Here is a 20,223-nt window from a genome sequence, read left to right as displayed (position 1 = left end):
GTGTCATCAGTCACGCAGGCTAGCCTTACCTTCCCGGGGGCTGGGCGGGTCCGGATGTTCAGGATTCCTATACTCGCTGGCATGGCTAAAGAACCCGCGGTCGAGATCACCGGCCTGGTAAAGCGGTACGGCGACAAGTCCGCGGTGGACGGCCTCGACCTGCTCGTTCCGCGCGGCGCCGTCACCGCCGTGCTCGGCCCGAACGGCGCCGGCAAGACCACCACCATCGAGGTCTGCGAGGGCTACCGCCGCGCCGACGCCGGCACCGTGCGGGTGCTCGGACTGGATCCGGTGGCCGATGCCGCCCGGTTGAAACCCCGCGTCGGTGTCATGTTGCAGTCGGGTGGGGTGTACGCCGGGGCGCGCGCCGTCGAGATGCTGCAACACACCGCCAAGCTCCACGCCCACCCGCTGGACGTGCCCGCCCTGGTCGAGCGCCTCGGCCTCGGCTCCTGCGGCCGCACCACCTACCGCCGCCTCTCCGGCGGCCAGCAGCAGCGCCTCGCCCTGGCCATGGCCGTGGTCGGCCGCCCCGAGCTGGTCTTCCTGGACGAGCCCACCGCCGGCCTCGACCCGCAGGCCCGCCGCGCCACCTGGGAGCTGGTCCGCGACCTGCGCCGAGACGGTGTCAGCGTGGTCGTCACCACCCACCACATGGACGAGGCCGAACAGCTGGCCGACCAGGTCGCCATCGTCGACCGCGGCCGGGTGATCGCCACCGGCACCCCCGAGGAGCTCTGCCGCTCCGAATCCGCCCTGCACTTCACCGGCCCGGCCGGCCTCGACCTCGGGTCCCTGGTCAAGGTGCTCCCCGACGGCGCCGCCGCCACCGAGCCCACCCCCGGCCACTACGCGGTCCAGGCCCCGGTCGACCCGCAGCTGCTCGCCACCGTCACCACCTGGTGCGCGGCCTCCGGCGTGCTCGCCTCCGGGATCTCGGTGCAGCGCCGCAGCCTCGAAGACGTCTTCCTCGACCTGACCGGACGGGAGCTCCGCTCGTGACCTCGTACTCCCCCGCTCCGGGTGCCGCCCCCGTCGGCCGGATGCTGCTGGCCCAGACCGCCTTCGAGACGAAGATGCTCCTGCGCAACGGTGAGCAGCTGCTGCTCACCGTGGTCATCCCGACCGTGCTCCTGGTGCTCTTCAGCGCCGTGGACATCGTCTCGGTGGAGGGCCCCGGCAAGCGGGTCGACTTCCTCGCCCCGGGCCTGCTCGCCCTGGCCGTGATGTCCACCGCCTTCACCGGCCAGGCCATCGCCACCGGGTTCGAGCGCCGCTACGGCGTCCTCAAGCGGCTGGGGGCGAGCCCCCTGCCCCGCTGGGCCCTGCTCACCGCCAAGACCGGCTGCGTCCTCGTCACCGAAGCCCTCCAGGTCGCCCTGCTCTCCGTGATCGCCCTGGCCCTCGGCTGGTCCCCACACGGCAACCCGGTGTCCGTGGTCCTGCTGCTCGTGCTCGGCACCGCCGCCTTCTCCGGCCTCGGCCTCCTGATGGCCGGCACCCTCAAGGCCGAGGCCACCCTGGCCGCCGCCAACCTGGTCTTCATCCTCCTGCTGCTGGCCGGCGGCGTGATCGTCCCCCTGAGCAAGTTCCCCGCCGCCGTGCAGTCGACACTGGAGCTGCTCCCGATTGCCGCCCTCTCGGACGGCCTCCGCTCCGTCCTCCAGACCGGCGCGGGCATGCCCTGGTCCGACCTCGGCGTCCTGGGCCTCTGGTCTGTCCTGGGGTTGGCCTTGGCGGCCCGCTTCTTCCGCTTCGAGTAAGCACCGCCAGGGGCGCGGGGAACGGCGGGGCCCACCCTCCACCTCCCGCTGTCTTACGCAGATGCCCACTTGCACCATCCGATGACGGTGCAAGTGGGTATCTCTGCGATCTGCGGCGAGCTACCTGGCTGGGCGCGCAGTTCCGCGCGCCCCTGGGTTGGCGTCTCCTAGTGTCGGCGAGAGCTGCGGCGGCGTCCGAAGAAGAGCAGCGCCCCACCGGCGGCCACCACGGCCGCACCGGCACCCGCGATCAGCGGCGTCTCACCACCGCCACCGGTCGAGGCCAGCTGGGGGCCCGTCGGCGTGGGCGTCGGGGTGTGGGTCGGGGTGTGCGTCACGGGCGGCTTGGTGGAGGCCGGAGTGCTCGGCGGCGGCGTACTCGGCTTCGGGCTCGGCGAACTGGGCTTCGGGCTGGGGCTGGGGCTCTCGCAGACCGGGATGGTCTTGGTCTGGTCGACCGACCAGCCCTTCTCGCCCTTGGGGTCCTCGCTGGTGAGGACGATCAGTTCGGCCTTGAGGTCGGCGCTGTGCGCCTTGACCGTGAAGTCCTGGGTGAAGGCGTCACCGAAGGTCTTCCTGTCGAGCAGCTTCTCGCCGCCGACGATCAGCGTGACGCTGTTCTGGGCGTCCTTGCTGTAGTTGGCCAGCGACACGCTGACCTTGGTGCAGGTCACGCTCCACGTCGGGACGTGCGCCACGGCGCTGCCCGCCAGGGCGAGCGGCGCCGCCGCTCCCACCAGCACCACGGCTATCCCACGCCTCACCTTCATCCGTACTTCCCTCCCGAACGACGGAACGACCTTGGTGGGGACGGCTGTTGACCCCGAAGGCTCGGACTCTACCGCTACCCCGGGTGACCATCGGGTCACTTGACCGGATCTGCCCTCTTGACGTTCGGGTTCGTTCGGTCCGCGGCTGCGGAGCCGGGCATACCGGACACCCGCCCCGCCCCAAGATCACGTGTAAGCCGACCTAGGATGGTCGGGTGCGTACCCCCTCCTCCCTTCTCGCCGACCGCTGGCAGCCGTCCACGGCTACCGTCCGACGTGCCGCGCTCGCCGCGCTGGTGATGAGCGTGGTCATCGTGGTGACCGGCGGCGCCGTCCGCCTCACCGCCTCCGGCCTCGGCTGCACCACCTGGCCCCGCTGCACCGGCGAGAGCCTGACGCCGACGCCCGAGATGGGCATCCACGGCGTCATCGAGTTCACCAACCGGATGCTCACCTACGTGCTCTGCGCGGCCATCGCCTGGGCCACGCTCGCCGCCCGCTGCACGCGGGTCTGGCGGCGGAGCCTCACCAAGCTGGGCTGGTGGCAGTTCTGGCTGGTGATGAGCAACGCCGTGCTCGGCGGCATCACCGTGCTGACCGGCCTCAACCCGTACACCGTGGCGCTGCACATGATCGCCGCGATGGGGCTGGTCTGGGTCGCGGTGCTGATGTGGGAGCGGTCCAAGGAGGGTGACGGGGCGCCGGAGCCGCTGGTGGCCAAGCCGGTGCTCCAGCTCGGCTGGGTGCTGGTGGCCGTGATCGGGCTGCTGGTCGCGGCCGGCACCCTGGTGACCGGCGCCGGCCACCACCCGGGCTCGCCCGGCAAGGACGGCAAGCCGGTGCCGCGGATCCCGATCGACTACGACCGGCTCGCCCAGGCCCACGCCGACCTGGCCTTCCTCTCCTTCGGCGTGGTGATCGCGGCGATCTTCGTACTGGCCGCCGTCAAGGCCCCGCCGGCCGCCCGGGCCCGCACCCGCGAGCTGTTCGTGGTGCTGCTCGCCCAGGGCCTGCTGGGCTTCGTCCAGTACTTCACCCAGGCGCCCGAGATCCTGGTCGGCGTCCACATGTTCGGCGCGGCCCTGGTCTGGGTGGCGGCCCTGCGGATCCCGCTGGCCCTGCGCACCCGCCCGGCCCTCGCCCCCACCGAGGCCGGCCTCCCGACCCAGGCGCTCCAGACCGCCTGACCGCAGGTACGAAGAAACCCCAGGTACGACGAAAGGGGCCCCTCGGGGCCCCTTTCTGCGTGCCTGGCCTCAGATCTGAATCCCGGCCATCCGCTTCCACTCGTACGCGCTGGTCTTCACCTTGAGCCCCAGCTCGCCCTCGAAGCTGTCCTGCAGCGTCAGCCCGGCCAGCTCGGCGGCCCGGCGGCCCACGGCGTAGGACGGCGCGACCTGGTCGCCCCAAGCCCCGTCCGCCCCGACCATGACGATCCGGGTGGCGGCAGCGCCGACGTACTCGACCACACCCTCAGCGCCGCCGTGCTGCTTGGCGAAGCTGTCGATGTGCTTGGCAATGCGCTTGGCCCGACGCTCGGCCCGAGCGTCCACGGCATCAGTGGTGGCGGTCATGCACCGCATGCTACTCGCGGGTATCGGCCCTGACCACAGCTCCACACCGAGCGTCAGCAGCATCACACCGGGCCATATGGATTTCTATATAATGGCCACCGTGAACGTCCCTTGGCGGATCGAACTGGACTGTGCGCATCACATACTGGCTTGCCCCTGACCAGCGCATCGTGCTGCTCACCGTGTTCCGCAAGACCAGGCAGCGTGAAGCTGCCGAGGTCGAGCGCGCCCAGCAGGCACAGAAGGTCTGCGAGGTGGAACACCGCCCCGCCGAGCACACCTACGACCGGACGAAGGAGGAGAACCCGTGAACCACTCCCAGTGGAAGACCCGCCGGACCCGGAAGCTCATGGGCGAGTCCGTCGAAGAGTCCGCCGCGTACGTCGAGGCGGGGTACGCGTTCGCACTGGGCCAGGCCGTGTACGACCGCCGCACCGAGCTCGGTCTGTCTCAGTCGGAACTGGCCCGCCGAGCCGGCATGACCCAGCCGCAGATCTCCAACATCGAGGGTGGCGACTCCCTGCCGACCCTGCCGCTGCTCACCAGGCTGGCCAAGGCGCTGGACGCCGCGCTGACGATCGACCTGGACCGGGACACCTCGGCCTTCCGCTTCACCCCGCACGACCGCGCCCGCCCCGACGAGGCTCCTCCGGGCCCTGGGTCCGGCCGGGGGCTAGGCTCGGTGGCGTGACCTTCCATGGCTGGCCGATGGCCGCTCTCGACTTCTACGAAGGGCTGGAGGCCGACAACTCGAAGACGTACTGGTCGGCGCACCGGTCCGTCTACGACGAGTCCGTGCACGCCCCGCTGGCGGACCTGCTCGATCTGCTGGAGGACGAGTTCGGGCCGGGCAAGATCTTCCGGCCGAACCGGGACGTGCGCTTTAGTGCCGACAAGTCGCCGTACAAGACGCACGTCGGCGGGTACCTGGAATCCGGCGGCTACATCCAGCTCTCCGCCGACGGGCTGGCCTGCGGGAACGGGTACTACCAGCTGGCCACGGACCAGTTGGCGCGGTACCGGGCCGCGGTGGCCGAGGACGTGTCGGGGCGGGAGCTGGAGCGGGTGGTGACGGCCGTGGAGAAGGCCGGGCCGCAGGTGGTGGGGCGGGACGCGCTGAAGACGGCGCCGCGCGGGTACCCGAAGGACCATCCGCGGATCGAGCTGCTGCGGTACAAGGGGCTGATCGCCTGGCAGGAGTGGGAGCCGGCCAAGTGGCTGGGGACCGCGAAGGCGGCGGACCGCGTCACCGGATTCCTGCGGGCCTCGATGCCGCTCAAGGACTGGCTGGACGGCCACGTCGGGCCGAGCGAGCTGCCGCCGAGGTGAACGGACACGAGGTGAACGGCACGAAGTGAACGAAGAAGGCCGACCCGGGATCGGGTCGGCCTTTCGCGGAGCGGGCGGGCTCAGTGCAGGAACGGGTCGATCGCCACTTCGACGAAGAGCAGCGTCAGGTAGGTGATGGACCAGTGGAACAGCCGCATCTCCTTGAGCTTGGCCCCCACCACCCCGGCCTTGGCGCGGGCGTACAGGCCGTGCGCCTCCTTGAGCCAGAAGCCGCCGATGGCCACCGCCACCACCGGGTAGAGCCAGCTGGTGTGGCCCAGCGGCCACAGGAGCAGCGAGGTGGCCACCATGACCCAGGAGTAGACGACGATCTGCTTGGCGACCGCCAGGTTGCCCTTGAGCACCGGGAGCATCGGCACCCCGGCCCGCTCGTAGTCGTCCCGGACCTTCATCGAGAGCGGCCAGTAGTGCGGCGGCGTCCAGAAGAAGATGACCAGGAAGAGGATCAGCGCCGACCAGGAGAGCGAGTTGGTGATCGCGGCCCAGCCGACGAAGACCGGCATGCAGCCGGCGATGCCGCCCCAGACGATGTTCTGTGCCGTCCGCCGCTTCAGCCCGAGGGTGTAGACGAAGACGTAGAAGAGGAGCGCGGCCAGCGCCAGCACCGCGGAGAGCGGGTTGACCAGCAGCCAGAGCCAGGCGGTGGAGACCACGCCCAGGGAGATGCCGAAGACCAGCGCCTCCCGGGGGGAGACCATGCCGGTCACCAGCGGGCGGCGCTCGGTGCGGGACATCACCGCGTCGATGTCGCGGTCGATGTACATGTTGAGCGCGTTGGCCCCGCCGGCGGAGAGGTACCCGCCGACGACCACGTAGAGCACCAGCAGCGGATCCGGCACCCCCCGCTGGGCCAGGAACATCACCGGCACCGTGGTGATCAGCAGGAGCTCGATGATCCGAGGCTTGGTCAGTGCGACGAATGCCCCGACACGGGCCCCGAACGGCCGGTGCGCGGGGGTCGCCCCGGCTACCCCGGCAGGGCGGGATTCGACGGCGGTCACGAACACCCCAACTCAAGATGAATCTTCACAGGCGGGCCCGGGGCGACTGGGCCACCGGATGTTCGCGCTGCGCGTACCACGCCACCTTAGACGCTCCATATCTCCCGACCGGCCTCGGGGTCCCTCGGCGAGGCGGAACCGCACACCGCCGGGTGAACCTGCCCAAAATGGGACAGGGAACCTGCCACAGTCTCGGGCAATCCGCCTCGGCCCGGTACTAACCGTCTCACCGAGCGAGCCCGGGGCGGCTCTGACGGTAGGCTCGCACCGAGAAGCGGGATAAACCCTCCGTGACCGGCACCACTCCCAGTCTGGTCCACAGCGACGTGGCAGACCCGGTCCATTCACGGGGTCACTCTTCATTTACGGAAGGAGCCCTGAGTCAGGGTGAGCACCACGCCGACGAACGTATTCGAGTGGACCGAGCTGGACCAGCGCACCGTGGACACCGCCCGTGTCCTCGCCATGGACGCAGTCCAGAAGGTCGGCAACGGCCACCCCGGGACGGCCATGTCGCTGGCGCCCGCGGCCTACGTGATCTTCCAGCGTTTCCTGCGGCACGACCCGACCGACCCGAGCTGGGTCGGCCGTGACCGGTTCGTCCTCTCCCCCGGGCACACCTCGCTGACGCTCTACACCCAGCTCTACCTCTCCGGTTACGGTCTGTCACTGGACGACCTCAAGGCCTTCCGCGTCGCGGGCAGCCGCACGCCGGGCCACCCGGAGCACGGCCACACGGCCGGGGTCGAGACCACCACCGGTCCGCTGGGCCAGGGCATCGCGAACGCGGTGGGCATGGCGATGGCCGCCCGCTACGAGCGCGGCCTGTTCGACCCGGAGGCCGCGGCCGGCGAGTCGCCCTTCGACCACACCATCTGGGCGATCGTCTCCGACGGCGACCTGGAGGAGGGCATCTCCGCGGAGGCCTCCTCGCTGGCCGGCCACCAGAAGCTGGGCAACCTGGTCGCGCTGTACGACGACAACCACATCTCGATCGAGGGCGACACCGAGACCGCCTTCTCCGAGGACGTGCTGGCCCGCTACGAGGCGTACGGCTGGCACGTGCAGCGGGTGACCCCGAAGGCCGACGGCGACATCGACGTGCACGCGCTGGCCGCCGCGCTGGCCGCCGCCAAGGCGGAGACCGCCCGCCCGTCGATCATCGCGATGCGCACCATCATCGCCTGGCCGGCACCGAACGCCCAGGACACCGCCAAGGCGCACGGCTCGGCCCTCGGCGACGCCGAGATCGCCGCGACCAAGAAGGTGCTCGGCTTCTCGCCCGAGAAGACCTTCGAGGTCTCCGAGGCCGTGATCGACCACGCCCGCCTGGTGGTCCAGCGCGGCAAGGCCGCCCGCACCGAGTGGGAGCAGGGCTTCCACGCCTGGCGCGCGGCCAACCCGGAGCGCGCCGCCGAGTTCGACCGGATCCAGATCGGCGAGCTGCCGGACGGCTGGGAGAAGTCGATCCCGGTCTTCCCGGCCGGCAAGGAGGTCGCCACCCGCAAGGCCTCCGGCGACACCCTCAAGGCGCTCGGCGCGGTGATCCCGGAGCTGTGGGGCGGCTCGGCCGACCTCGCGGAGTCCAACCTCACCACCATCGACGAGGAGAGCTCCTTCCTCCCCGAGGGCAACCCGCTGAAGTCGGCCAGCCCGTACGGCCGGACGATCCACTTCGGCATCCGCGAGCACGCCATGGGCTCCACCATGAACGGCATCGCGCTGCACGGCAGGACCCGCGTGTTCGGCGGCACCTTCCTGGTCTTCGCCGACTACATGCGCCCGGCCGTGCGCCTGGCCGCGCTGATGAAGTTGCCGGTCACCTACGTGTGGACGCACGACTCGATCGGCCTCGGCGAGGACGGCCCGACCCACCAGCCGGTCGAGCACCTGGCCTCGCTGCGGGCGATCCCGGGCCTGGCCATGGTCCGCCCGGCCGACGCCAACGAGACGGCCGTCGCCTGGCGCACCGTGATCGAGCGGCAGACCAGCCACCCCGGCCCGGTCGGCCTGGCGCTCACCCGCCAGAACGTGCCCACCTGGGACCGCGAGGTCTTCGGCTCCGCCGAGGGCACCGCCAAGGGCGGCTACGTGCTGGCCGAGGCGTCCAGCAACGCGCCGAAGGTCATCCTGATCGGCACCGGCTCCGAGGTGCAGCTCGCCGTCCAGGCCCGCGAGGCGCTGGAGGCCGAGGGCATCCCGACCCGGGTCGTCTCGATGCCGTCGATCGAGTGGTTCAACGAGCAGGACCAGGCGTACCGCGACAGCGTGCTGCCGCCGAACGTCCGGGCCCGCGTCTCGGTCGAGGCGGGCATCGCCCAGGGCTGGCGCGAGCTGGTCGGCGACGCCGGCCGGATCATCAGCCTGGAGCACTTCGGTGCCTCCGCGGACTACAAGGTGCTCTTCCAGGAGTTCGGCCTGACCGCCGAGGCCGTGGCCGGCGCCGCCCGCGCCTCGCTGCGCACGGTCGAGGCCGTCTCCCGCTAAGCACTGCCTGGGCCGCGTACCTGACCGCACATCGGGTACGCGGCCCATTAAACGTCTCCCCACAGCAGCACCGATGAAGAGGGATGAAGCACCATGACTGACGCACTGAAGCGCCTCAGCGACGAAGGCGTGGCCATCTGGCTGGACGACCTCAGCCGCAAGCGTCTGAACACCGGCAACCTCGCCGAGCTGGTGCAGACCAAGCACGTGGTCGGCGTCACCACCAACCCCACCATCTTCCAGAAGGCCATCGGCGGCGGCGACGACTCCTACGACGGCCAGCTCCGTGACCTGGCCGTCCGCAAGGTCACCACCGACGAGGCCATCCGCATGATCACCACCTCGGACGTGCGCGACGCGGCCGACGTGCTGCGCCCGGTCTACGACGCCTCCAACGGCCGCGACGGCCGGGTCTCCATCGAGGTCGACCCGCGCCTGGCCCACCGGACCGAGGCCACCGTGGCCGAGGCCAAGCAGCTGTGGTGGCTGGTCGACCGGCCGAACGTGCTGATCAAGATCCCCGCCACCCTGGCCGGCCTGCCCGCCATCTCCGCCGTGCTCGCCAAGGGCATCAGCGTCAACGTCACGCTGATCTTCTCGCTGGCCCGCTACCGCGCGGTCATGGACGCCTACCTGACCGGCCTGGAGCAGGCCAAGGCCGCCGGCCTGGACCTCTCGCAGATCGAGTCGGTCGCCTCCTTCTTCGTCTCCCGCGTGGACACCGAGATCGACAAGCGCCTGGAGAAGATCGGCGGCGAGGCCAAGGACCTCAAGTCCAAGGCCGCCCTCGCCAACGCCCGCCTCGCCTACCAGGCCTACGAAGAGGTGTTCTCCTCCGACCGCTGGAAGGCGCTGGAGGCCGCCGGCGCCAAGCCGCAGCGTCCGCTCTGGGCCTCCACCGGCGTCAAGGACCCGGCCCTGCCGGACACCCTGTACGTCACCGAGCTGGTCGCCCCCGGCACCGTCAACACGATGCCCGAGGCCACCCTGGACGCCACCGACGACCACGGCGTGGTCACCGGTGACACCATCACCCCGAACTACGCCGACGCCCAGGCCGTGATGGACGCCATCGCCGCCGCCGGGGTCGACTACGACGACGTCGTCCAGGTGCTGGAGGACGAGGGCGTCGAGAAGTTCGAGCAGTCCTGGACCGAGCTGCTCGACACCGTGACGGCCTCGCTGGCCCGCTTCGCCGCCGAGAAGTGATCCTCGCTCACACTGAATCGGAGCCCTCGTGAGCAACGACTACCCCGAGGTCGAGCAGGGAGATCCCCCGCTCGCGCCCGTCAACCCCTTGCGCGATCCGGCCGACCGCAGGCTCCCGCGCATCGCCGGGCCGTCCGGCCTGGTCATCTTCGGCGTCACCGGTGACCTCTCGCGCAAGAAGCTGATGCCCGCCATCTACGACCTGGCCAACCGCGGCCTGCTGCCGCCGGGCTTCTCGCTCATCGGCTTCGCGCGCCGCGAGTGGGAGGACGAGGACTTCGCGCAGGAGGTGCACGACGCCGTCAAGGAGCACGCCCGGACCCCCTTCCGCGAGGAGGTCTGGGAGCAGCTGGCGATGGGCATGCGCTTCGTCCAGGGCACCTTCGACGACGACGACGCCTTCGAGCGCCTGCGCGAGACGATCGAGGAGCTGGACGGCGCCCAGGGCACCAGCGGCAACTTCGCCTTCTACCTCTCGGTGCCGCCGAAGTCCTTCCCGATCGTCGTCCAGCAGCTCAAGAAGCACGGCCTGGCCGACCCGCCGGCCGGCTCCTGGCGCCGTGCGGTGATCGAGAAGCCGTTCGGCCACGACCTGGAGAGCGCCCAGGAGCTGAACGAGATCGTCCACCAGGTCTTCCCCCGGGACGAGGTCTTCCGGATCGACCACTACCTGGGCAAGGAGACCGTCCAGAACATCCTGGCGCTCCGCTTCGCCAACACGATGTTCGAGCCGATCTGGAACCGCTCCTACGTCGACCACGTGCAGATCACCATGGCCGAGGACATCGGCATCGGCGGCCGCGCGGGGTACTACGACGGCATCGGCTCGGCCCGGGACGTCATCCAGAACCACCTGCTCCAGCTGATGGCCCTCACCGCCATCGAGGAGCCGGCCTCCTTCCACCCCAAGGCGCTGGTGGCCGAGAAGCTCAAGGTGCTCAGCGCCGTGAAGCTCCCCGACGACCTGGGCAAGCACACCGTGCGCGGCCAGTACGCGGCCGGCTGGCAGGGCGGCGAGGAGGTGCTCGGGTACCTGGACGAGGACGGCATCGACCCCAACTCCAAGACCGACACCTTCGCCGCCATCAAGCTGGAGATCAACAACCGCCGCTGGGCGGGCGTGCCGTTCTACCTGCGCACCGGCAAGCGGCTCGGCCGCCGGGTCACCGAGATCGCGGTGGTCTTCCAGCGCGCCCCGTACCTGCCGTTCGACTCCTACGCCACCGAGGAGCTGGGGCAGAACGCCCTGGTCATCCGGGTGCAGCCGGACGAGGGCGTCACGGTGCGGTTCGGCTCCAAGGTGCCGGGCACCTCCTTCGAGGTCCGCGACGTCACGATGGACTTCGCCTACGGCGAGTCGTTCACCGAGTCCAGCCCGGAGGCGTACGAGCGCCTCATCCTGGACGTGCTGCTCGGCGACGCCAACCTCTTCCCGCGCCACCAGGAGGTCGAGCTCTCCTGGGAGATCCTCGACCCGATCGAGAAGTACTGGGACACCCACGGCAAGCCCGCCCAGTACCCCGCCGGGACCTGGGGGCCCGCCGAGGCGGACGAGATGCTCGCACGAGACGGCAGGAGCTGGCGCCGGCCATGAAGATCGACCTGATGAACACCACGTCCAGCAAGATCAACGCTGCCTTGATGGACGCACGGCGGGCCAGCGGCTCCACCGCCGCCGGCATGGTGCTCACCCTCGTCATCGTCACCGACGAGGGCAGCGCGTACGACGCGCTCAAGGCGGCCAACGAGGCCAGCCGCGAGCACCCCTCGCGCATACTGGCCGTCATCAAGCGCGCCGGGCGCTCGCCCCGGGCCCGCGCCGAGACGCGCCTGGACGCCGAGATCCTGGTCGGCTCCGACGCCGGCTCCGGCGAGACGGTCATCCTGCGCATGCACGGCGAGCTCGCCGCGCACGCCCAGTCGGTCGTCCTGCCGCTGCTGCTGCCCGACGCCCCCGTGGTGGTCTGGTGGCCGGACAACGCGCCGCAGCACCCGGCCCAGGACCCGCTCGGTGCGCTGGCCCAGCGCCGGATCACCGACGCCGTCACGGCGGAGTCCCCGGTCGGGCAGCTCGCCCAGCGGGCCGCCAGCTACACCCCCGGCGACACCGACCTGGCCTGGACCCGGATCACCGGCTGGCGCTCGATGCTGGCCGCCGCGCTCGACCAGCAGCCGGCCACGATCACCTCCGCGGTGGTCGAGGGCGAGTCGTACAACCCGAGCGTGGAGCTGCTCGGCCTCTGGCTGACCACCCGGCTGCACGTCCCGGTCGAGCGGATCGTCACGGCCGGCCCCGGCATCACCTCGGTGACCCTGCGCACCAAGGGCGGTCCGATCACCCTGGACCGTCCCGACGGCCTGATGGGCACCCTGTCGATGCCGGGCTCCCCGGACCGCCAGGTCGCCCTCAAGCGGCGCGAGACCTCGGAGCTGATCGCCGAGGAGCTGCGCCGCCTGGACCCGGACGACATCTACTCGGCCGCCGTCCGCACCCCGGTCGAGCGCCTGCGCGAGACCGAGCCGGAGGCCGCCGCGGCCGCCGGCGACGTCTCCCCGGTGGTCGAGGCCGCCGTGGCCGCCCCGGCCCGGGTCACCGCCAAGCTCCCGGACGCCGCCCCGGCGGCCCCGGCCGCTGCGGCAGCCCCGGCTCCGGCTCCGGCGAAGAAGGCGGCGGCCAAGAAGGCCGTGGCGAAGAAGGCCGCCCCCGCTGCGAAGAAGGCCGCCAGCAAGGCCGCCACCCCGCGCAAGCGGAGCGGCTCGTGACGGCAGCCACTCCCCAACTGGTCGTCCACCGGGACAAGGAGCTGATGGCGCAGGCCGCCGCGGCTCGGCTGATCACCCGGATCGTGGACGCCCAGGCCGCCCGGGGCACCGCTTCGGTGGTGCTCACGGGCGGGCGCAACGGCAATGCCCTGCTCGCCGCGATCGGCGCCTCGCCGGCGCGGGACGCGGTGGACTGGGCGCGGCTGGACCTCTGGTGGGGCGACGAGCGGTTCGTCCCGGCCGAAGACCCGGAGCGCAACGCCGTCCAGGCCCGGGCCGAGCTGCTGGACTCCGTCCCGCTCGACCCGGCCCGGGTGCACGTGATGCCCGCCTCGGACGGCCCGGACGGTTCGGACGTGGAGGCGGCCGCCGCGCGGTACGCCGAGGAGCTGGCCAAGGCCGCGCTCCCCGGTGACCGGGCCGGGGTGCCGACCTTCGACGTGCTGCTGCTGGGCGTCGGCCCCGACACCCACGTGGCCTCGCTCTTCCCGGAGCACCCCGGGGTCCGCGAGACCGAGCTGACGGTGGTCGGCGTCCGGGGGGCTCCCAAGCCCCCGCCGACCCGGATCTCCCTCACCCTGCCCGCCATCCGCTCGGCCCGCGAGGTCTGGCTGCTGGCGGCGGGCGAGGACAAGGCCGACGCCGTGGCGCTGGCCCTCTCCGGCCCCGGCGAGCTCCTGGCCCCGGCCTCCGGAGCCCGCGGCCTGAGCCGCACCCTCTGGCTCCTCGACCGCACCGCCGCCGCGAAGATCCCCCCGGGGCTCTACCCGCCGGCCTCGGCCTGAGCCGTCCCCGAAGGGGGAGCTCCGTACCCGGAGCTCCCCCTTCGCCGTCCCCGTCAGCACCTCCTGTAACGCTCCTTGCCGGCCGAGCCAAGTAGAGATGTAAGGCAGTGCTCGTCCTCCCTAGGAGTCATCCGTGTCAGCGGAGCACCCGATAGCACCCCCCTCCCGGGACCCGGCGGCCTTCGCCGTGTTCTACCAGCAGCACTTCGACACCGTGCTGGGCTTCGTCACCCGCCGCACCGACAGCCCCCACCTGGCCGCCGACCTGACGGCCGACATCTTCCTGACGGCGCTGGAGCAGGCCGACCGGTACGACGCCCGTCGCGGCGCGCCCGTCGCCTGGCTCTACGGCATCTCCCGCAACGTGCTGGCCTCGCACTTCCGCGGCAACGTCCGCGAACTCAACGCGGTGGCCCGGATCGCCGGGCAGCGGATGCTGGACGAGGAGGACGTCTGCGCGATCGAGGGCCGGATCGACGCGGCCCGCGAGGCCCGCGGCCTGGCCGACCGGCACGCCGCCCTCTCCGAGCCGCTGCGCGCGGTGCTCGACCTGGTGGCCGTGGACGGCCTGACCGTCCGCGAGGCCGCCCAGGCCCTGGGCATCACCGCCACCACCGCCCGGGTCCGCCTGCACCGGGCCCGCAAGGCGCTGCAGAAGGTCGTCCCGCCGAACGCTCCCGCCCTCGGCCCGGCTGCCTCGGCTGCCCCGGCCGCCCCGGCTGCCCCGGCCCTGGTGAAGGCCGCCTCGTGACCACCCCGATCGGCCCGTCCGCCCACCCCGCCAGCCCGTCCGTGCACGCTCTCCTGGAGGCCGCCTCGTGACCACGCCCGTGAACTTCCGCAACCGGCTCGGCGCCGAACTCACCTCCCGCGCGGCCCAGTTGCCGCCGTCCGGCAGCACCGTCCAGGCCCGCCCCCGGCACACCCGCCGCCTGGTGGCCACCGGCTTCGGCCTGGCCGCCGCGATCACCGCCGTCGCCCTGGCGCAGCCGCACGGCGCAGCGCCGTCGGTGCAGGCCGCCCCCAGCGCCAAGGCGCAGCTCAGCACCGTCTCCTACCAGGTGACCCCCAACGCCAACGGCACCGTCTCGCTCCAGCTGATGGGCGCCGACTGGTCCGGCCTCCAGGAGGCGCTGCGCTCGGTGGGCGTACCCGCCCTGGTGATGACGCCCTCGGCCGACTGCCACACCAAGGTGGCCGACAGCAGCGAGGGACTGGAGAAGGTGATGGAGCTCGACCCGAAGAACGGCCGGATCGCGATCCTGCACCCGAGCGCCATCCCGTCCGGCGAGAAGCTGCTGCTGCTGAACACCGCCTCCAAGGACGCCCCCCAGCCGGCCACCGTGAGCAGCCTGGACCTCTCGCTGACCAAGCAGACCCCTGCCTGCTACCCGCTCTCCCAGACCAACGTGGTCGGCGTGGGCTGAGCCCACTCCTGACCGCGCCGACCAGGTGCGCACGGGCTGACGATCCGTCACCGTGCGTACCTGGCCGTTTATCCGCTGTGCATCGCCGGCCGCCACACTGCCCGGGTCTGACCCGACCCGACCCATGCAGAGGGGCCCCCGTGAGTCGCAGTCTCACCCCTGCCGAACAGCAGACCCTGGCACAGCTGAGGACCGAGATCGACGCGATCGTCCTGCAGGCCACCAAGGCCCAGCTGGCCTCGACCGCCGTGCTGGCCGGGCCGACCCCAGCGCCGGACTACACGGTCTTCCACGCCCGCTTCCAGCAGCTCGGCCTCCGGCTGGGCGACCTGGTCAGCCGGGGACTCGTGGTGGTGGAGGAGGGCCTGGACCCGGCGATGGCGGCGAACACCTCCATCTCCTTCGGCGCCAACCCCACCGTGCAGCGGCTGGAGTTGCGGCCCAGCCTGCTGGTCGGCGCGAACGAGACCTCGGTCACCGCCCGGGCGCTCACCCTGATCCACGAGCTCTCACACGCGCTGCAGGAACCGCCGATCCACCCGGTCAAGGACTACGCCTACCGGGCCGGCTGGGGCTGGGGCTACCTGCCGGCCGCGCTCGCCGAGAGCAATGCCGACACCTTCGCCCAGGCCGCCGCCCTGATCGCCGAGCGGCGGGAGGACCGGCCGGGCCGCTACCAGACACTTGGCCCCCTCTCCGCCCAGCGCTCCGTCCTTGCCCAGGCAAGCGGCCTGACCGACCTCGGCTCCGCGCTGGCCTTCGCCGACCTCCGCCTCAACCGGGCCTGGCTGCGCGCCAACGACGCCAAGGGCATGGCCCTGAGGGAGTACGACAAGAAGGCGTGGCCGGCCATCAGAGACGGGTGGGCCGGCCAGCCCGACTACCCGGGGCTACTGAAGATCGAGACCCGCCTCCAGACCCTGGGCCTCATCGGTGCCCGGGTGGACGGCGACCTCCGCAACGGCCTGATCGACGCCGACAAGGCCACCGTGACGGGGATCTACACCTACCTGGCCGGGCTGAAGGCCGTGCTGGGCAAGGTCATCGTCCCGACCCTGGTCCCCGGCGGCCAGGCGGTGGCGTACGACCCGGCGACCAAGCACCTCACGGTGCCGCACGCGGTGGCGAACATCGGCGCGGTCGCGCTGGCCGACCAGATCATCGAGGCGCTGATCAGGGCCATACCGGCGCCCGCCACCATGCCCACGGCCTTCTCCCGCCACCGCAGCACGATCATCGATCTCCTGATCACCCACGACCGCTCGACCGAGTTGGCCGAACTCGTCCCCCTGTACACCTACTTCGCCACCATCCCGGCGACCAAGTGCACCCCGGCCCAGTGGAACGGCCTGGCCGCCGACCTCCTCACCGCGACCCTCGCCGACATCTCCGGCCGCTGGGAACGGCGGGCCGTCCACGCCATGGACATGGTCCTCGGCCCGGCCGCCGAACGCCCCCCGCTGGCCACCCTCGACCAGGCACTCGCGGAAGACCTCGACCAGGCCATCGCCCTCGGCAAGCAACTGCCCGGCACCGGAGGGGAGTTCCGCAAGATGTCGATCGCCCTGGATACCGTCACCGCAGCCGTGCTCACCCTCTTCCCCGCCCAGAGGTCCACCTACGAGGCCCTCCAGGGCCGCCTGAAGCCCTTCCTCCCCTGACCCCCGGATCCGCTGACCCCGCCAGGAGTGACGGACTCCTGACGGCCAGTCATCTCCCCTGCCTGGCCGTTTATCCGCTGTGCATCGCCGGCCGCCACACTGCTCCGGTCCGACCCGACCCATGCAGAGGGGCCCCCGTGAGTCGCAGTCTCACCCCTGCCGAACAGCAGACCCTGGCACAGCTGAGGAGCGAGATCGACGCGATCGCTCTCCAGGCCACCAGACTCCAGCTGACCTCCACCACCGTGCTGGCCGGGCCCACCCCGGGGCCGGACTACACGGTCCTCCACACCCGCTTCCAGCAGCTCGGCCTCCGGCTGGGCGAGCTGGTCAACCGGGGACTCGTGGTGGTGGAGGAGAGCCTGGACCCGGCGATGGCGGCGAACACCGTCATCTCCCGGGGTGCCAACCCCACTGTAGAGCGGCTGGAGTTGCGGCCCGGCCTGCTGGTCGGCGCGAACGAGACCTCGGTCACCGCCCGGGCGATCATCCTGATCCACGAGCTCTCGCACGCGCTGTTCGAGCACCCGCTGCACCCGGTCAAGGACTACGCCTACCGGGCCGGCTGGGCCTGGGGCTACCTGCCGGCCGCCCTCGCCGAGAGCAACGCCGACACCTTCGCCGAGGCCGCCGCCCTGACCGCCGAGCGGATGCAGCAGCGCTGGGGCCGCTACCAGGCGCTGGGCCGCGTCCCGGCCCAGCGCTTCGCGCTGGCCAAGGCCAGGGGCGTGACCGACCTCGGGGCCGCGCTGGCCTACGCCGACATCCACCTCAACCGCGCCTGGCTGCGCGCCAACGACGCCAAGGGCATGGCCCTGAGCGACCACCGCAAGGACAAGTGGCCCGGCATCAAGGCCGGTTGGCAGGCCGAGCCCGACTTCACGGGCCTGCTGACCATCGAGTCCCGGCTCCAGAGCCTGGGCCTGATCGGCCCCCGGGAGGACGGCATCCTCCTCAACGGCCTGACCAGCACCGACAAGGCCACCGTCGTGGGGGTCTACGCGTACACGGCGGCACTCAAGGACGCCCTGGCCGGTGCCAATCCGACCCCGACCCAGGCCGGCCAGACGGTGGTCTACGACCCGGCGACCAAGCGCCTACTGCTCCCGCACGCCGTGGCGGGTGCGGGCGCCGTCCCGCTGGCCAAGCAGATCATCGACGCGCTGATCACCGCCACGCCGGTGCCCGCCACCATGCCCAAGGCCTTCGCCCTCCACCGCAGCACGATCGTCGACCTGCTGGTCGCCAACGACCGCCCGACCGAACTGGCCGCCCTCGGCCCGCTCCGGGCCCTCTTCGCCGCCACCCCGGCCACCAGGCCGACCCCGGCCCAGTGGCAGGACCTGGCCTTCGACCTGCTCATCGCGGCCATCACCGACATCTCCGGCCGCTGGGAGCGGACCGCCGTCCGCGCCGTGGACGCGGCCATCGGCCCGGCCGCCGAACGCCCCGCACTGGCCACCCTCGACCAGGCGCTCGCCGAGGACATCGACCGGGCCGCCGCGATCCGCAAGGAACTCCCCAGCACCGAGCAGGAGTTCCGCAAGATGTCGATCGCCCTGGACACCGTCACCGCGGCCGTGGTCACCCTCTACCCGGCCCGCAAGGCCGCGTACGAGGCCCTCCAGCAGCGCCTGAAGCCCTTCCTCCCCGGCGCCGGCATCCTCTGACTCCGAGTCAGGCCGCCGATTCACTGGTAGAACTCCCTACCGTGGGGACCAACAGCAACAGCATCAGCGGCGGCACCTTCCACGGACCCGTCCTCCAGGCCGGGTCCGTCCACCTGCCCAAGCCGCAGCCGGCACCCTTCGGCCTGCCGGCCCGCTCGGTCTTCGTCGGGCGTGAGCGTCAACTCGCCAAGCTGGCCGAGGCATTGGGTGCCGATGGCGAACTGGTGGCGGTCTCCGCCCTGGCCGGGCTGGGCGGGGTCGGCAAGACCGCCCTGGCGGTCGAAGCCGCCTACCGGGCGAGGGAGCTCTTCCCCGGCGGCATCCTCTTCATCGACCTGCGCGGCTACGACGAAGCCCGCCTCACCGCCGACCAGGCCCTGGACACCCTGCTGCACGCGCTCGGCGAGACGCCCCCACCCGGCCTGCCCGCCAAGCAGCAGCGCTACCGCTCCGTCCTCGCCGCCCTCCCGGCCCCGCTCCTCCTGATCGCCGACAACGCCTCCACCGCCGACCAGATCACCCCGCTGCTGCCCGGCGACCCCCGCCACCGCGTCCTGGTCACCAGCCGCCACACCCTCGCCGACCGCACCCTCGCTCCTCGTCACCTCACCCTCGACACCCTCACCGAAGCCGAATCAGTCGCCCTCCTCACCGAACTCGCCGGCCCCGACCCCGCCCATCCCGAACTCGCCGAACTCTGCGGCCACCTGCCGCTCGCCCTCCGAATCACCGCGGCCCTGCTCACCGACCGCACCCCGACCGAACTGGTCGCCGACCTCGCCGACACCCGCGAACGCCTCACCGAACTCGACCACGGCCCCGACTTCGCCGTCCGCGCCGCCTTCGACCTCTCCCACCGCCGCCTCACCCCCGAAGAGGCCCGCCTCTTCGCCCTCCTCCCCCACGCCCCCGGCCAGGACATCGCCCTCCCCGCCGCCACCGCCCTCGCCGACCGCACGCCCCGTGGGACGGCCCGCCTGCTCCGCGGCCTCACCCGCGCCCACCTCCTCCAGCACTCCCACGGCCGCTACCGCCTGCACGACCTGGTCCGCCTCTACGCCGCCGACTGCCCGACCACCGAGGCCGCTGCGGCCCGCGCCCGCGTCACCGACTACTACCTGGACACCGCCGCAGCCATCCGCACCGCCCAACAGGACCCCACCGCCCCCGGCCTCACCGGCTGGCGGGCCACCCAGTGGCTGCGCGAGGAACTCGACACCCTTCGCGAGGTCTGGACGGCCACCACCGACGGCACCTCCCCGGACCCGGGCGTGGTCGGCGCGACGTTCCAAGTCGCACTGGTCAACCTGGCCCTGATCGCGGGCTTCACCGTCCGGTACGTGCTGGCCGGCCAGCGGGAGCCCGACAAGATCGACCACGTCCTCCGGTACCTCGACACCGCGGCCCCGGGCCCCTCGGACCTCCCCGAGGACCCTTACGCCACCGCCCTCACCGAAGCCACCGAGCACGCCCGTACCCTGTGCCACCTCGCCGCCGAACTCCCCGCCCACCCCCACCCCGAGCTGACCAGCGTGGCGCTCCCCCGCCTCCACCATCTCCTCGCCCTCTGCCGCCGACTCGGCGAGACCGGCCTCACCGGCGAGATCCTCCTCACCCTCGGCGACCTCCGCGCCCAGCTCGGCCACTTCCCCCAGGCCACCGCCGACCTCACCGCCGCCGTCACCGCCTTCGAATCCACCGGCGACCCCGACAACGCCGCCCGGGCCCGCGCCCTCCTCGCCCAGCTGCCCGACTGAAGGCCG

Annotated in this window: 18 protein-coding genes and 1 pseudogene; 16 read left to right on the top strand and 3 right to left on the bottom strand. The window is 71.9% G+C overall.

What is annotated here, in order from left to right:
• The first annotated feature begins 81 nt into the window (after positions 1-81).
• Together CFP65_RS27630 and CFP65_RS27625 are read left to right on the top strand one after the other, a co-directional pair.
• Positions 82-1,002, top strand: coding sequence for an ABC transporter ATP-binding protein (locus tag CFP65_RS27630; RefSeq protein WP_104818724.1), 921 nt, complete (start codon positions 82-84; stop codon positions 1,000-1,002).
• A gap of 41 nt (positions 1,003-1,043) precedes the next feature.
• Positions 1,044-1,763, top strand: coding sequence for an ABC transporter permease (locus tag CFP65_RS27625; protein WP_104821170.1), 720 nt, complete (start codon positions 1,044-1,046; stop codon positions 1,761-1,763).
• A gap of 167 nt (positions 1,764-1,930) precedes the next feature.
• Here CFP65_RS27625 and CFP65_RS27620 read toward each other — a convergent pair whose 3' ends face one another.
• Positions 1,931-2,533, bottom strand: coding sequence for an LAETG motif-containing sortase-dependent surface protein (locus CFP65_RS27620; protein WP_158702374.1), 603 nt, complete (start codon positions 2,531-2,533; stop codon positions 1,931-1,933).
• Between the two features lie 215 nt (positions 2,534-2,748).
• On the opposite strand from CFP65_RS27620, the gene CFP65_RS27615 reads away from it, so the two are divergent.
• Positions 2,749-3,720: a heme A synthase gene (locus CFP65_RS27615; protein WP_254552600.1), complete on the top strand. Its 972-nt coding sequence runs from the start codon at positions 2,749-2,751 to the stop codon at positions 3,718-3,720.
• 69 nt (positions 3,721-3,789) lie between these two features.
• Here the strand turns inward: CFP65_RS27615 and CFP65_RS27610 are convergent, their stop codons facing one another.
• Positions 3,790-4,107, bottom strand: a complete 318-nt coding sequence (locus tag CFP65_RS27610; RefSeq protein ID WP_174805577.1) for a hypothetical protein — start codon at positions 4,105-4,107, stop codon at positions 3,790-3,792.
• Positions 4,108-4,238: 131 nt separating this feature from the next.
• Between CFP65_RS27610 and CFP65_RS27605 the strand changes: the two are divergent.
• From CFP65_RS27605 to CFP65_RS27595, 3 genes and pseudogenes are all read left to right on the top strand, one after another.
• A pseudogene (locus CFP65_RS27605) lies at positions 4,239-4,418 on the top strand (type II toxin-antitoxin system RelE/ParE family toxin); the annotation flags it as partial.
• Positions 4,415-4,798, top strand: a complete 384-nt coding sequence (locus tag CFP65_RS27600) for a helix-turn-helix domain-containing protein (RefSeq protein WP_104818721.1) — start codon at positions 4,415-4,417, stop codon at positions 4,796-4,798. The pseudogene CFP65_RS27605 and the gene CFP65_RS27600, both read left to right, overlap by 4 nt.
• Entirely contained in the window at positions 4,795-5,436 is a 642-nt protein-coding gene (locus CFP65_RS27595; RefSeq protein ID WP_254552599.1) for a DUF2461 domain-containing protein, read from the top strand. The genes CFP65_RS27600 and CFP65_RS27595 overlap by 4 nt, the downstream gene beginning before the upstream one ends.
• A gap of 80 nt (positions 5,437-5,516) precedes the next feature.
• Here CFP65_RS27595 and CFP65_RS27590 read toward each other — a convergent pair whose 3' ends face one another.
• On the bottom strand, positions 5,517-6,458 hold the full coding sequence (locus CFP65_RS27590; protein ID WP_104821166.1) for a heme o synthase: 942 nt from the start codon (positions 6,456-6,458) through the stop codon (positions 5,517-5,519).
• Between the two features lie 387 nt (positions 6,459-6,845).
• On the opposite strand from CFP65_RS27590, the gene tkt reads away from it, so the two are divergent.
• From tkt to CFP65_RS41860, 10 genes are all read left to right on the top strand, one after another.
• Entirely contained in the window at positions 6,846-8,945 is a 2,100-nt protein-coding gene (gene tkt / locus CFP65_RS27585; RefSeq protein WP_104818720.1) for a transketolase, read from the top strand.
• Positions 8,946-9,038: 93 nt separating this feature from the next.
• Positions 9,039-10,154 (top strand): transaldolase, encoded by a 1,116-nt coding sequence (gene tal / locus CFP65_RS27580; RefSeq protein ID WP_104818719.1) that lies wholly within the window; start codon positions 9,039-9,041, stop codon positions 10,152-10,154.
• Positions 10,155-10,182: 28 nt separating this feature from the next.
• Positions 10,183-11,748, top strand: coding sequence for a glucose-6-phosphate dehydrogenase (zwf, locus tag CFP65_RS27575; RefSeq protein WP_104818718.1), 1,566 nt, complete (start codon positions 10,183-10,185; stop codon positions 11,746-11,748).
• A complete protein-coding gene (opcA, locus tag CFP65_RS27570) occupies positions 11,745-12,917 on the top strand; it encodes a glucose-6-phosphate dehydrogenase assembly protein OpcA (protein WP_104818717.1) in 1,173 nt (390 codons plus the stop codon). The genes zwf and opcA overlap by 4 nt, the downstream gene beginning before the upstream one ends.
• Before the next feature lie 44 nt (positions 12,918-12,961).
• On the top strand, positions 12,962-13,702 hold the full coding sequence (gene pgl / locus CFP65_RS27565) for a 6-phosphogluconolactonase (protein ID WP_104821165.1): 741 nt from the start codon (positions 12,962-12,964) through the stop codon (positions 13,700-13,702).
• Between the two features lie 133 nt (positions 13,703-13,835).
• Positions 13,836-14,453 (top strand): RNA polymerase sigma factor, encoded by a 618-nt coding sequence (locus CFP65_RS27560; protein ID WP_104818716.1) that lies wholly within the window; start codon positions 13,836-13,838, stop codon positions 14,451-14,453.
• Positions 14,454-14,520: 67 nt separating this feature from the next.
• Positions 14,521-15,129: a hypothetical protein gene (locus tag CFP65_RS27555; RefSeq protein WP_104818715.1), complete on the top strand. Its 609-nt coding sequence runs from the start codon at positions 14,521-14,523 to the stop codon at positions 15,127-15,129.
• Positions 15,130-15,269: 140 nt separating this feature from the next.
• Positions 15,270-16,790: a hypothetical protein gene (locus tag CFP65_RS27550; protein WP_104818714.1), complete on the top strand. Its 1,521-nt coding sequence runs from the start codon at positions 15,270-15,272 to the stop codon at positions 16,788-16,790.
• A 137-nt stretch (positions 16,791-16,927) separates the two neighbouring features.
• Positions 16,928-18,460, top strand: a complete 1,533-nt coding sequence (locus CFP65_RS27545; protein ID WP_104818713.1) for a hypothetical protein — start codon at positions 16,928-16,930, stop codon at positions 18,458-18,460.
• 41 nt (positions 18,461-18,501) lie between these two features.
• On the top strand, positions 18,502-20,217 hold the full coding sequence (locus CFP65_RS41860; protein WP_158702373.1) for a hypothetical protein: 1,716 nt from the start codon (positions 18,502-18,504) through the stop codon (positions 20,215-20,217).
• Positions 20,218-20,223: the final 6 nt, after the last annotated feature.

This window comes from Kitasatospora sp. MMS16-BH015, from assembly GCF_002943525.1.
Taxonomy (GTDB): Bacteria; Actinomycetota; Actinomycetes; order Streptomycetales; family Streptomycetaceae; genus Kitasatospora.
This window is presented reverse-complemented; position numbering and strand designations above follow the sequence as displayed.